General features: G+C 45.7%; 13 protein-coding genes. 10 read left to right on the forward strand and 3 right to left on the reverse strand.

All coding sequences use genetic code 11. The features are described from left to right. Window positions 1-205: 205 nt before the first annotated feature. On the reverse strand, window positions 206-1,459 hold the full coding sequence (locus OF158_RS08290; protein ID WP_225620889.1) for a pyridoxal-phosphate-dependent aminotransferase family protein: 1,254 nt from the start codon (window positions 1,457-1,459) through the stop codon (window positions 206-208). Window positions 1,460-1,486: 27 nt separating this feature from the next. After that, window positions 1,487-2,725: an allantoate deiminase gene (allC, locus tag OF158_RS08295; protein WP_035184841.1), complete on the reverse strand. Its 1,239-nt coding sequence runs from the start codon at window positions 2,723-2,725 to the stop codon at window positions 1,487-1,489. 185 nt (window positions 2,726-2,910) lie between these two features. Here allC and OF158_RS08300 point away from each other — a divergent pair, with 185 nt between their 5' ends. From OF158_RS08300 to uraH, 5 genes are all read left to right on the forward strand, one after another. Further along, complete coding sequence (locus tag OF158_RS08300; RefSeq protein WP_035184839.1) at window positions 2,911-4,500, forward strand: PucR family transcriptional regulator; 1,590 nt, start codon at window positions 2,911-2,913, stop codon at window positions 4,498-4,500. 192 nt (window positions 4,501-4,692) lie between these two features. Continuing rightward, window positions 4,693-6,027, forward strand: a complete 1,335-nt coding sequence (locus tag OF158_RS08305; RefSeq protein ID WP_035184837.1) for a nucleobase:cation symporter-2 family protein — start codon at window positions 4,693-4,695, stop codon at window positions 6,025-6,027. Window positions 6,028-6,029: 2 nt separating this feature from the next. Continuing rightward, a complete protein-coding gene (uraD, locus tag OF158_RS08310; RefSeq protein WP_052042176.1) occupies window positions 6,030-6,572 on the forward strand; it encodes a 2-oxo-4-hydroxy-4-carboxy-5-ureidoimidazoline decarboxylase in 543 nt (180 codons plus the stop codon). Next, entirely contained in the window at window positions 6,550-7,983 is a 1,434-nt protein-coding gene (locus OF158_RS08315; protein ID WP_035184833.1) for an NAD(P)-binding domain-containing protein, read from the forward strand. The genes uraD and OF158_RS08315 overlap by 23 nt, the downstream gene beginning before the upstream one ends. A gap of 16 nt (window positions 7,984-7,999) precedes the next feature. Continuing rightward, a complete protein-coding gene (uraH, locus tag OF158_RS08320) occupies window positions 8,000-8,359 on the forward strand; it encodes a hydroxyisourate hydrolase (RefSeq protein WP_035184831.1) in 360 nt (119 codons plus the stop codon). Window positions 8,360-8,411: 52 nt separating this feature from the next. Here the strand turns inward: uraH and OF158_RS08325 are convergent, their stop codons facing one another. Further along, on the reverse strand, window positions 8,412-9,206 hold the full coding sequence (locus OF158_RS08325) for a Cof-type HAD-IIB family hydrolase (RefSeq protein WP_014098289.1): 795 nt from the start codon (window positions 9,204-9,206) through the stop codon (window positions 8,412-8,414). Between the two features lie 152 nt (window positions 9,207-9,358). Here OF158_RS08325 and OF158_RS08330 point away from each other — a divergent pair, with 152 nt between their 5' ends. The 5 genes from OF158_RS08330 to OF158_RS08350 all read left to right on the forward strand — a co-directional run bounded on the left by OF158_RS08330 (window position 9,359) and on the right by OF158_RS08350 (window position 13,468). After that, window positions 9,359-9,919, forward strand: a complete 561-nt coding sequence (locus OF158_RS08330; RefSeq protein ID WP_014098288.1) for a DUF420 domain-containing protein — start codon at window positions 9,359-9,361, stop codon at window positions 9,917-9,919. 147 nt (window positions 9,920-10,066) lie between these two features. Then, entirely contained in the window at window positions 10,067-10,450 is a 384-nt protein-coding gene (locus OF158_RS08335) for a hypothetical protein (protein ID WP_014098287.1), read from the forward strand. Next, the gene (locus tag OF158_RS08340; RefSeq protein WP_026683417.1) at window positions 10,443-10,910 is read left to right on the forward strand and encodes an aminodeoxychorismate lyase; all 468 of its coding nucleotides are present in this window, start codon (window positions 10,443-10,445) and stop codon (window positions 10,908-10,910) included. Before OF158_RS08335 ends, OF158_RS08340 begins: the two co-directional genes overlap by 8 nt. Before the next feature lie 133 nt (window positions 10,911-11,043). Continuing rightward, the gene (locus OF158_RS08345) at window positions 11,044-12,027 is read left to right on the forward strand and encodes an L-lactate dehydrogenase (protein WP_014098285.1); all 984 of its coding nucleotides are present in this window, start codon (window positions 11,044-11,046) and stop codon (window positions 12,025-12,027) included. A 694-nt stretch (window positions 12,028-12,721) separates the two neighbouring features. Then, window positions 12,722-13,468 (forward strand): SDR family NAD(P)-dependent oxidoreductase, encoded by a 747-nt coding sequence (locus OF158_RS08350; RefSeq protein ID WP_014098284.1) that lies wholly within the window; start codon window positions 12,722-12,724, stop codon window positions 13,466-13,468. Window positions 13,469-13,676: the final 208 nt, after the last annotated feature.

Here is a 13,676-nt window from a genome sequence, read left to right on the forward strand (position 1 = left end):
CAAATAATGATTAGCCTCCTACTCGATTTTTTCGTAAGAAGCGGCCCTTTTGGCTGCGAGTATGTGCTTATCCCGCGTATAGGTTTACCCGTCCTGTTTCAAAAAGGGGGATAAAAGAAATATTTTTCCGCACAATGGTCAATCCCCGTTCGGCTCAAGCAAGTATTTTAACATTCGCTGTCCATGCCGAAAAACAGCAGAACGTTCACTTTAAAACAATCGATTTCGTTTTTTCTGATTGATATACATCCAATGCGGCCTGCAATCCTTCTCCACGGTTCACTTTTACGCCATGCCTAATCAGAACGGCTTCAAGGCCGCCTAATAATGCGAGCACATTATCTTTTCGACAGCCGTAGCCCATCGTGCCAATCCTCCAGATTTTTCCGTGCAGTGGGCCAAAAGAAGAAGCGATTTCAATGCCGAATTCCTCAAGAAGCATGTGGCGGACAGATTCGCCGTCGGTTCCGTCCGGTATGTTGACGCAAGTGACGCAGGGGAGTTTGTGCACAGGGTCGCCGAATAAAGACAGTCCCATTGCCAGAAGCCCTTCGATAAGCGCTTTTTCATGCAGTTTATGGCGTGAAAAACGTGCTCCCAGTCCTTCATCCAACACAAGCCGTAATCCTTCTCGTAGCGCGTAGATCATGGACGTTGCCTCTGTGTGGTGGTTCAACCGGCGCGGGCTCCAGTAATCCTGGAGCATGCCCAGATCAAAGTAATTGCTTGTGATCGGGCGCATGCTCCTTGGATAAGCACGGTCCTCATCAGTTGCAATGCCGCGTTCCACTTTTTTGCGTGCCAGCACGATTTTTTCTATACGACTGTTGTACGTAATCGGCGCCATGCCGGCAGGGACTGACAGACATTTTTGCGTTCCGGCAACAAGGGCATCGATATACCATTCATCTGTCCTGACATCTGCTCCTCCGATGGATGCGACTGCATCTACAACAAACAAAACGTCCTGTTCGCGGCATGCCCTTCCGATTTCTGCAAGGGGCTGCATTCTGCCGGTGGAAGTTTCACCGTGCACCATTGCCAGCACTTTCGGCTTTATTTTCTTCATCTCCGCAATGACATGGCCCGGTTCGAATACTTCTCCCCACGGACATTCAATGGTGTGGACTTCAGCACCGTACCGTTCGCAAATTTCTGCAAATAAATGGCCGAATCTGCCATAAATGGGCACCATGACACGGTCTCCGGGTTCAAGAATGCTGCAAAGCACAGCTTCTAATCCGGAGCGGGAAGTTCCGTCAACCGGGTAAGCCCAATGGTTTTTTGTCTGAAATACTTGGCGGAGCATATCCATTACTTCATTCATAATGGCTGTAAATGCCGGATCGAATTGACCGAGGATCGGTGTGCCCATTGCCCGCAACACACGCGGGTCGACCTCAACCGGGCCGGGTGTCAGGATGATTCGTTTCGGTGCCGTTAATTCTGCATATGCCAATTTCATCTTCTCCTTATTGTGCATCATTTAAGTGTAAGCCAGCTTGTATAATACGCTTTCCAATAAATCAATGCCGGTTTCAAGATCGCGAATAGCGCTATATTCTCTCGGCGAATGACTGATACCGTTCCTGCTCGGTACAAATAGCAGCAAAGTCGGGCAAAATGAGCCGAAAATCTGGGCGTCATGCCCGGCGCCGCTCACAATATCTTGAAAAGCAATCTGCCGGGATTTAGCAATGGATCGCGCTATTTCGGCCAATGCCGGATCCAGCGCGACCGGTGCTGTATCGAGCCATTGTGTAATCGAAATATGGATTCCCTTCTTTTTGGCGTTGCGCTTAAATGTTGAAAAAACATCGTTGCAATAGTGTTCCATGACTTCCTGCCTGTGATGGCGAATATCCAGGCTGAATGCCACTTCACCAGCAATCACATTGGCTACATTCGGTTTCACGTCAATCTGGCCAACGGTTGCCACTAAACCGGGATCGGTTTCTTTTGCCTTTCTTGTTAAGTATGAGATGAACTGGGCAGCAGCAGTAACTGCGTCTTTTCTCAGGGCCATCGGTGTCGTGCCGGCATGGTTGCTTTCTCCTTTTAGCCGAATCGTATAGCGGCGCTGCCCAACAATATGCGTGGCCACTCCGATAGTCTTATTGTTTTGTTCCAGCACCATTCCTTGCTCGATATGGAGTTCCAAAAATGCCCGGATATCCGTGCGGGCAGGGGAGATGTATTTTCCTGGTCCAAAACCCGCCCGCTTCATCGCATCGGACAGTAAAATTCCATTTTCATCCTGTATGCCATCCGCATCATGAAAATGATACAGGCCGCAAATATTTTTCGATCCCCAGAAAGTGATGGGGAACCTGCTGCCTTCTTCCTCGCACAATGACGCCGTTTCAATTGTTTTTTTGGGCGGCCCGTATTTCCGGAGGAGCCTTGACACAGCGATAAAACCGGCTATCACACCGTATGCGCCATCATATTTTCCGCCTTCTGTGACAGTATCAATGTGCGACCCGGTTAAAATTGCCCCGCTTTTTTCCGTACCTTGGACTCTGCCATATAAGTTCCCAACACTATCAAAATACGTTTCAAGCCCTGTTTCCTTCATTTTTGCTTTCAGGGCGTGCTGTGCCGCTTGCCATTCCGGTGTATACAATCGCCTTGTGACACCGCCCGTTTTTGTTTTTCCAAAGGAGGCGAGCCATTCGATCATCTCGCTTACTTGGTTTGTCTCAGATAATTGGTTTACGGACATTGGAATCGTCAACTCCTTTTCCATAAAATGGACGATTTTCTAACATGGCCTATCTATAGTGTAAAGGGTGTTTTTCGAAACTTCATTATGTATTTCATACAAATTTTCCGACCATTTTGTTTATAATCAACAATTTATGATACAATAATACTTAATTTGAATATTTAGGAAACGGGGGAAAGCAAATGAATGTGCAGGATCTGCTCGAAGTCCCGGAACTTGCCGGCATATCCATTGTTGCGGGGAAATCCGGGCAAAACCATGAAATCCGGACGGTGAATATGATGGACGCGCCCGATATTGTCCATTATTTAAAACCCAATGTCATGCTGATTACAACTGCGTACCATTTTAAAGACGACCCGAAAAAGCTGGCGGAACTGATTCAAGCCATGTCTGACAAAGGTTGTGCCGCACTTGGGATTAAGACAAAACGATTTTTGGGGAAGATACCGGATACCGTCTTAGAACTTGCTGAACGCTTGTCTTTTCCGGTCATTGAGTTGCCGCTTTCCCTCACGCTTGGAGAAGTGGTAGATCTGACATTGCGGGCAATTGTAGACAAGCATGCACGTGAGTTAACGATGGCACTTGAAGCCTATAAGCGGTTTGCTGATGTGGCGATGCGCGGGGACGGCATTCGCCCGATCCTTCATGAACTGTCGAAAATGATCCATTGCCCATGTGAATGCCTTGACCAGCACTTCGATGTGGTTGCTCGTTGTCCGGGTGCAGGAGCTGCTTTCGCTTCGCTTGAGGCAAGCCTGCCCGGCCATTTTCCGGCAAAATCCCCGGCATTCTCCTTAACATTTTCTGTTATACGGGATCAAAAGACATACACGCTGTTTCCTATCCATATAAAAGAAAAAAAGACGGGCTTTTTAGCCATTACGGGGGAGTTAGACCAGGCGGACCACTTGCGCGCGCTGCTGATTGAACAGGCTGTGAATGTCATTTCGTTTGCCCTTATGAAGGAGCAGGCTGTTAAGCAGCACGCCCGCAGCATCCGGAATGATTTTTTTCTTCATTTTCTTGAAGGGGCGTTCTCTTCGCAGGCGGAAATGATAAATCGGGCTGCTGAGTTTGCTTTGCGCAATGATCAGGCATATGTTTGCGTTGCCGGAAAAATAGACGGCGGTTTATTGGATGGTCAGGATGAAATTTATGAATTTATAGAAGACGACGTGGCACATTCGCCAGGGGATGCTCATTTTTTTACGAAGGGGGAGCTCTGTATTCTGCTCTATGAGGTGCAGACATATGACAGCAGCTGGATAGAAGCGCAGCTGCATAAAATCCAGGAAAAAGTACAGGCTTATTTCGGACGAACGATGTCATTTGGAATCAGCAATTTGAGCCATAGCTTTTTAGAAGTCCGGAGTGCTTATAAAGAAGCCATAGACGCGTTAAAATCCGGTGAATTGTCGAGAAAGTCCGCATATATCCAAACGTATTTAACGAAAGATATCGTGTCATTGCTGCGCCTCATCCCGCGTGAAGATCTGGAAAACTTTTACCGGCATGCGTTTAAAGGCTTTCGCCGCATAAAAAAAGAGGAACGGGAATCGCTGCTTCAGACTTTATCTGTATTCTTGGAAACAAACTGCCAGATATCTGAAACGTCCAAACGGCTTTATGTCCATCGCAATACTGTTGTTTACAGGATTGAAAAATGCAGGGAGCTGCTTGGAAAAAATTTAAAAGATCCGGATACCAATCTGCAGCTGCGATTGGCGCTTCGGATCCACAATCTGCTTGAGCCAATCGGCAGTTAGAGCCATGCTGACGTGTGGCTCTTTTTTTATTTGTGAGAAAACCTCACATACATCTTTGCTTTTTATTTAAATTGACCAGTAAAAATGCAAGTTTTTAGTGAATTTATCCATTGATCATCAAAAGCAAAGGGACTATCATGTTAAATAATATAACTCCAATATGTTATTAAATTATCCATGAATAAAGGAGGAATGGAATTGAATCAGAAAACAGGGATTTCAAAAATTTTTTCACTAGGCCTTCAGCATGTGCTTGCCATGTATGCCGGTGCCATTTTGGTTCCAATCATCGTTGGCAACGCGTTAAAGTTTTCCCCCGAGCAGCAGGCATTTCTAATCTCGGTAGATTTGCTGACATGCGGGCTCGCGACCCTTCTTCAATCATGGGCATCAAAATGGTTCGGAATCGGCCTCCCGGTTGTCATGGGTACTTCCTTTGTTGCTGTGTCCCCGATGATTACGATCGGCACCGGATACGGCATTCATGCCATTTATGGCGCCATTATTGCTGCAGGTTTGTTCATTATTTTGTTTTCCAAAGTATACGGGAAATTGTTAAAACTATTTCCGCCTGTCGTAACGGGGACGGTGGTGATGATCATCGGATTATCCCTGATCCCGACCGGTATAAACAATATGGGCGGCGGACAGGGGAGTAAAGATTTCGGATCTCCCGAAAATTTGCTGCTTTCCTTCGGTGTGCTGGCGCTGATCCTCATTATGAACCGCTTTTTTAAAGGTTTTTTGCGCGCCATTTCTGTGTTGCTCGGGATCATTGCCGGCACAATTGCTGCAACCGTTATGGGGAAGGTTGATTTCACAGTCGTTGCGGAAGCTTCCTGGTTCCGTGTTCCGGCCCCTTTTTATTTCGGCATGCCGGCATTCCATATTGTCCCTGTCATCACGATGATCATCGTCGGAACGGTCATTCTGGTGGAGTCCACTGGTGCTTTTCTGGCACTCGGGGAAATGACGGACAGGAAATTAACCGGTAAAGACATTACAAACGGTTACCGGGCAGAAGGAATTTCTTTTATCCTCGGGGGGATTTTTAACGCCTTTCCTTACAGTACTTTTTCCCAAAATGTCGGCCTTGTCCAGCTTGCCGGCATCAAAACGAAAAAAATCACGATTGCTGCCGGCATCATCCTGATCTGTCTCGGAGTGCTGCCGAAAATTGCCGCATTGGCGACGATCATTCCAACTGCTGTATTTGGCGGCGCAACGGTTGTCATGTTCGGAATGGTTGTGTCTTCAGGGATCCGGATGCTGCGGAATGTTGATTTCTCGGAAAACAGCAATTTGCTGATCATTGCCTGCTCCGTTTCGCTTGGGCTCGGTGCGACGGTTGTCCCGGATTTATTTCATGTTTTGCCGCCCATGCTCAGAATCCTGGTGAATGACGGCATCATCTGCGGCAGCCTGTGCGCCATTATTTTAAACTTGCTCTTGCCGAAAAAAGACCGCGTGCGTGCGCCTTCTGACATTCCCGTACGTGTCGTGGATCCGGCTTTGAAAGAAGGATGAAGATGGCGACGATCCATGAATTCAATCAAATCACGAAGGATGCATTTATAGAGCAGCTTGAAGGGATATTTGAACATGCCCGGTGGCTTGCCGAACAAGCAGCAGCTGGCAGGCCTTACCATTCGCCGGATGAATTATTCCGGAAGATGGTAAAAATGGTGGAAGACTCAGGGGAAGACCGGAAACGGGAGTTGATCCGGGCACATCCGGATTTAGGCGGCAGGATGAGGATGAGCGCGCATTCGGCGTCAGAACAAAGGGAATCCGGGCTGCAGAACCTGACAAAGGAAGAATATACAAAGTTTCAAAGAGCCAATGAAAAATATAAGAAAAAATTTGGCTTTCCTTTTATATTGGCCGTTCGCGGAAAAAACAAGGAAGAGATTTACGCGGCAATGCGCGAGCGGCTTTGCCACAGCAGCGAACAAGAATTTCAAACCGCACTGGAGCAGATTTATCAAATTGCTTATTTCAGGTTTACTGCGCTCTTTAACCAATCGAACGAAAATGGAGGAAATAGTGATGAGTTTGGAAGCACTGAATAAACGGGTACAAAAAGATCTATCTTGCCTAGCGTTTGGCGGGGCAGACTGGGTTCGGCCGGTTGTTCATCAGGAAGGCCATGTATATGATGCGATTATAATTGGCGGCGGACAGTGCGGCGTTGGCGTGGCATTTGGTTTGTTAAAAGAGCGGATCTCCAATATTCTTGTAATTGATGAAAATCCCAATGGTTATGAAGGACCGTGGGATACGTATGCACGGATGCTGACGTTAAGAACGCCAAAACACCTGACCTCCATTGATCTCGGGATTCCCTCACTTACTTTCAGGGCCTTTTGGGAAGCGCAATACGGAGAAAAAGCATGGGACGAGCTGGACAAAATCCCACGCCGAGAATGGATGAATTATTTACGCTGGTACAGGAAAGTGCTTCGCCTCCCAGTTCTGAACGAAGTTACTTTAACCTGTATAGCGCCTGAAGGAGGGGTGCACAGGCTGCAGATTGAAGGGAAAGGGGCACCTTCTTCATTTTTACTTGCGCGGAAAATCATCCTTGCCACCGGAATTCAGGGCGGCGGGGAATGGTATGTGCCGGACTTTATAAAGGAAAAACTTCCGTCCTATTTGTATGCCCACACATCGCAAAGGATAGAAATGGAAAAGCTGAGAGGAAAGAAGATCGGCATTTTGGGCGGCGGTGCATCTGCTTTTGACAATGCGAACCATGTGCTTGCAGAAGGGGCGGCAGAGGCCCATGTATTTATCAGGGGAAACGATTTAAAGCGGATTAACCCGATTCGCCAGATGGAACTTTCCGGAATGATTGAACGGTACCATACTTTGTCTGATAAAGATAAATACGCAGCGATGGCCCATTTTTTCAAGTATAGCCAGCCGCCGACAAATGATATTTTTAACCGTGCCAGCGCCTGGCCGGGCTTTCGGCTCCATACCGGGTCACCGTGGCTGGATGTAAGGGAAGAGAGAACACAGGCAGTTGTCACCACCCCGCATGGAGCGTTTGCTTTTGATTTTTTAATCATTGCCACCGGTCTTGTTTCCAATCCATCATTGCGGCCGGAATTGCGGCTGGTTGAGCCGTATATTGCCCGCTGGCAGGATCGGTTCAGTGCGCCGGAAAAAATAAAAAATCCTTTGATTGATGCGCATCCATACCTTAGTCCGGATTTTTCTTTCCTTAGCCGCAATGAAAAGGGGAGGCGGATACTCTATGGTTTGTTTGCTTTTAATTATTCGGCCCTCATTAGCTGTGGGTTGTCTGCTTCCGCTTTATCAGGCTTAAGATTTGCAATCCCGAAAGTTGTCCAAGGCGTTGCAGATCAACTGTTCCTTGATGACCGGGAACAAATATTAAAAGACTATTTTTCCTACCGTGAAATAGAATTTACCGGCAATTGGACAGAAAAAGCGATTGCCTCCGCTGAGTTGTAAAGAAAGGATGGCGCATATGCCCGGTTTAACAACACATATTTTGGATTTAACACATGGCAAACCTGCTGAACATGTAAAAGTACAGTTATTTAAATTTGATCCGGCAACATCAAGGTGGCGGTGTCTTGCCAAAACGGTAACAAATAAAGACGGCCGGACGGATGCCCCACTGTTATCTGCTGAGAAAATAGATTCCGGCTTGTATCAGCTTGTTTTTTCTATCGGTGATTATTTCTGCAGCCAGGGAGCAAATCTTCCGGACCCGCCTTTTTGGGGTGAAGTGCCTGTCCGGTTCAACATTTCTGATCCGGCTGCCGGTTACCATATTCCGCTATTGATTTCTCCCTGGGGGTATCAGACCTATCGCGGAAGTTAAAAAGGGAAGAGGCAGTTTGAACGGCCTTCACCGTTTAAACGGACGCTCCCCCTTATGCTTGATCGATCACCCCGAGCATTTCCAAACCATGGTAAATACCGGATTCGGTAACGCTTGTCGTCCGGTGTTTTGCATAAGCAAACAGTCCGGGGTTGCTGTTTGCCATCGCAAAACTTTCGCCGACTGCCTCCAGCATTTCTTTATCGTTCATGCCGTCCCCAAACGCAACGGCTTTTTCTTTTGGAATGCCGAGGATATCCAGGGTTTTGGCTACAGCCATGCCTTTATTCACTTTATCAAGAATAACGTCGTAACAATGCCTGAATCCATCAATGTTGACCTGGGATAAATGCAGGCCGGGCAAATCTGCATACAATGCGGCGCCGTTTCCCCGGACATTCACAAGCGTAATGCCCAATACTTGATCAAGTACTGCCGGTGTAAAAGGGGCGTTTTGGCGAAGGTGGATTTTTTTTATAAAACTTTTCACTTCAGGCACATCAAAAGAAGTGATAAAGTTTTGCCGGTCCGTATACAAAACGACTTCATGTCCGTGCTTTTCGGCAATGCCAATAAATTTATCGACAATTTTAGGGTCCATTACCGTTTTAAAAAGGTTTTTTCCTCTATAGACAGCAAGTGTGCCGTTATAGCCGATCGCGGATTCGATTTCCAGTTCGTCCATCAGCCACGAAATTTCATGAAGCGGCCTCCCGGTTGCCAGGAAGACTTCCATGCCGTGCTTTTTTGCTTTGACCACGGCCTTTTTTGTTGAAGGCTGGATCGTATCTTCCGGTGTCAAAATCGTTCCGTCTACATCTAAAAAAAGTGCTTCATAGTGTCCCATCATTTCGCTCCAGTATGTATAATTTTTCACTTTTACTTTACCACAAATAAAAATGAATGTGAAAAACTTCGCTATTGTTGTTTGTCTACCAATCTTCATGCTATCATGAAAGCATATGATTACAGAATATAAAATGCGGGGTGCATGAAAACATGAATAAAGGGAACAGTCCTTCTTACCAACCGAAAAGTGATAAAAATTTTACGGCGCTGATTATCACCGTTTCCCTTATCGCAAATATTATCATTTTGCTGCTCTTTTTTACGAACATCGGTTACAAGGGTAAAGTAGGATTTGATATTTATATTTTGCCGAGGATGAACGCCGTTTTTAACAGCTTTACGTTTATTTTTCTCGTCTGCGCGCTCATCGCCATTAAACGGAAAAATATCAATGTGCATAGAGGATTTGTACTGGCCGCTTTTGCGTCAACGTTTTTGTTTTTGCTTTCTTATTTGACATTCCATTATCTTTCGCCTGAAACGGCAAGATATGGCGGGGAAGGGGCAATCCGGTTCATCTATTTCTTTATCTTGATTACCCACAGTTTTCTCGCGGCCATTATTGTTCCGCTTGCTTTGTTCGCACTTGTGTGGGGATGGACAATGCAGGTGAAAAAGCACAAAAAAATTGTCCGTTGGGCGATGCCAATCTGGCTTTATGTCAGCATCACCGGCGTGATCGTTTACTTGATGATGGCACCGTATTATTAAAGAACAGTACACCAGCCGCTGGTCCGGCTGGTGTTTTTTTTGTGCAACTTTTGTCATAAATTCTTGTTTTTTATCGAAAATAAAAGGCTGGACATGTATAATAATAGGGTACAGGAAGAAGATTTTTGAAGGAGGGGTACATATTTGATGGTCTGGACATTGGTAATTTTATTTGCGGTATCCGTTGTGTTGCTGATCATGTCCATCTTTAAAACGCGGAACCGTGCGAAAGAGGAACAGCAGGAATTGGAAACGGTGCATTTGGCACTCATGGATGAAATCAATCATCTGAAAGACGGCATCCGGACGCTTGAACTGGAAATGGACATTCTTGAAAAAGAAGCCGGCATCCAGCTTTCTGCCTTTGATAAACAGTTCAGGCTTGAAGTGCTGGATTTATATAAACGCAACTACTCTATTGAAAGCATTGCAGAAAAAAAACAAGTGACAAAAGCGGAAATTGAGGAAATTCTGGCCCCGTTTATGGCGGCGAAAAACGAAAGGAGCAAGGTTGCCGGTGGGAATGAATAAATTGAGCAGCTTTGCCGCAGGGATTTTGCTCGCCACGGCTGTAACAGGCGCCGTTTATTTTTCCGAAACAGGCAAAGCAGCGGACAATACGGTGAAAAAAACAAATACGGCTGAAACTGCAAAACTCTCCAACAGCCAGATGAAAGACAAACTAGAGCATGCAGGATATGTCGTTCAAACCAAGGCTGCATATGACAAAGATCTGGCTGATGCGAAGTCATCCGCTGAAAAATCCGCGAAAACCAAAACCGTCAACCGGGTTGTGTTCCAGGTGACGGATGGGATGACGAGCATTGATGTCGGCAAATTGCTTGAGAAAGCTAATATCGTGGATGATGCATTTCAATTCAGTAAAGATGTCGAAAAGAAGGGTGTTGAGAATCATCTTCGCCCTGGTACTTATGTCGTGGACAGCACGATGAGTTACGATAAAGTGATTTCAACCATTTTTAAAAAATAATCATGAAGCTAGCTGCCTGCCGTACTGCGGACCGGGCAGCTTTTTTTGCGCCGTTTTTCCGGTTTACGAAATTTTCACTGCAATAGTATGATTTTAAATGTTAAAATAAAGAAAACAAGGAGGGAAGACAACTGTGAAAAAGACAAAATTAGTAGTTGCAGGCGTTGGGCATGTCGGTTCGTATGTGCTTGCAAATGCGATGAAACTGGGCCTTTTTTCGGAAATTGCTGTATTGGATAAAAAGAAAGGGGTCGCATTTGGGGAAGCGCTCGATTGGAGACATGCCACGGCACTTACATATATGCCAAACACAAGCGTGAAAGCAGGGGATTACTCGGAATGCGCCGATGCGGACGTCATTATTTGTGCAGCAGGGCCAAGCGTGCTTCCGTCGGAAAAAGACGAAATGCCGGACCGGGCAGGGCTTGCCAGGACGAATGCCGCCGTGGTGCGGGAAGTCATGGCAGGGATTACGAAATATACAAAAGAAGCTGTCATCATTTTCATTACAAATCCGCTTGATACGATTGTCTATATTGCTGAAAATGAATTTGGCTATTCGAAAGGGCGGATATTCGGAACAGGCACCATGCTTGACTCGGCCCGCCTCCGCCAGCTTGTTGCCGAAAATTACAGCATTGATCCGAAAAGTGTAACGGGTTATATGATGGGCGAACACGGGTTTACCGCATTTCCGGTTTTCAGTCGTTTAAATGTACAGGGATTCCGTGAAAAAGAACTGGACAGCGTGTTTAAAGGAAAAGAACCGTTGGACAGGGAAGCTTTCAGACAAAAGGTGGTGAAAACTGCTTTTGATGTCCTGAATGGGAAAGGGTGGACCAATGCCGGTGTTGCTGAAGCTGCAGTGACATTGGCAAAAGCCGTGATGCTGGATGAAAAAAGCATTTATCCGGTTTCAGCCACTTTGCATGGTCAGTACGGATATAACGGTGATGTCGCTTTAAGCATACCAAGTGTCATCGGCCGTAACGGGATCGAACAACAGCTTGAAATTGAACTCGATGAACAGGAAACATCCTGGCTGCACGAATCGGCAAAATCGATCCAAAATACAATGGCATCGGTAAAAACCGGAAAATCGTATATTCAGGCTTGATCTAAAAAATCCGCTGCATTATACAGCGGATTTTTTAGGTGAAAACGATTCTGGCCAAAGATAATCTCTGGGTACAAGGGAAAAGGAGTGGCCGGGCAACTCCGCAATGTGATGATTTTTATCTAGTTAACATAATATATATTATAGCTAGTTGAGGAGTAAAACGAAATTTTGTCTCAAAAAAGAAGATTACTTTAAACATTGAGACAGAAACAATTTTTCCGTGAAACACAATCTTTATTGCATCTTTTCATCTCATCAGGATTTCGGTTTGTCCGGTATGCGTTTCATTGATCGTTCCAGGTTTATTCCATCACTCAGGGTTGTTGCGTTTTCATCTCCAGTTACATTTTCGCACATGCTTTCATTGAATCATCTAATCTTGGTTTGTTCTTTTATTTGCAATCCCTGCACATTCTTTTGCCTTAAAATTCTTCTTCTGGCTGATTTTCCTATATTTGTGCATGAATGAGCATTCCTCATCGGTTTCATTTTTCGCCTGCCTTTTCTTTAAAATAACTGCAAGTGTTTATCCTTTTTTGATGGTTTTAAACCTGTCTATTGATATAAGTCGATTTTTCGAACTGTTCTTTCCTTTTATTGTAAACCTTTTCTTGCGGTGATACACTAAAAATTGTAAAGAAAAGTAAACGCATACTTTTTCTAAGAATATATCCATCAGGAGGCATGCATCATGTCAGGCAGAGTTGCAGTGATTACAGGCGCCGGCAGCGGGATTGGCCGGGAAACCAGTTTAACTTTTGCACGTAAAGGCGATTCCGTTGTGGTTACCGATATTGATGAAGAAAAAGGGCTTGAAACGGTGGAATTGATCAAACAAGAAGGCGGAGATGCTGTTTTTGCCAAGACGGATGTTTCCAAATTCGAAGAGGTTGAATCACTTGTCAATCAGGCGGTTGAAATATACGGGACGATTGACGTGATGTTCAACAACGCTGGAATCGGCACGCTCGGGCATATCCTGAGCCTGAAAATAGAAGATTACTTGCGTGTCATTGATGTCAATCAGCACGGCGTTGCATACGGAGTCATTGCTGCCGGCAGAAAAATGCGCGAGCTGGATATCAAGGGCGTTATTATCAACACAGCTTCCGTATTCGGATATTTGGCCAGCTTCGGTACTTTCCCATATCAGGCTGCAAAAGGCGCAGTCCGGATGATGACCCAAAATGCTGCGCTTGAACTAGCACAATACGGTATTCGCGTCGTCGGCATTGCACCGGGCAGTGTGGATACGCCGATTATACAGGCATATAAAGATGCCGGAATGACACAAAAAATGACAGAACAGCAAATGCGCAAAAAACTGATCCGTCCTGAAGCCATTGCAAATGCGGTTTATCTATTAACGCTTGAAGAAGCAGATGTCATTAACGGAAGTGTTGTCATGCTTGATGACGGCTATGCTTCTTTCAAATAACTTTCTTCATTTGTTTTTTTCACACGTCCCCTATTCCTCCCCGTTCCGTTCAAAAGGGCCTCCTCCCTTTTGAACCGGATGTGGATATCCCCCTCTCTATTTCTTTAATCTTATGGCCACCTGCACGAAAAAGTGAAAATCCAAACGCTATACGATAGCAAATGAACCTTAGCGCAGCGGTTCTTTTTGTCATTTTAGTGGCAAATTA

The organism is Weizmannia sp. WK01 (genome assembly GCF_025905465.1).
GTDB classification, from domain to species: domain Bacteria; phylum Bacillota; class Bacilli; order Bacillales; family Bacillaceae_C; genus Weizmannia; species Weizmannia faecalis.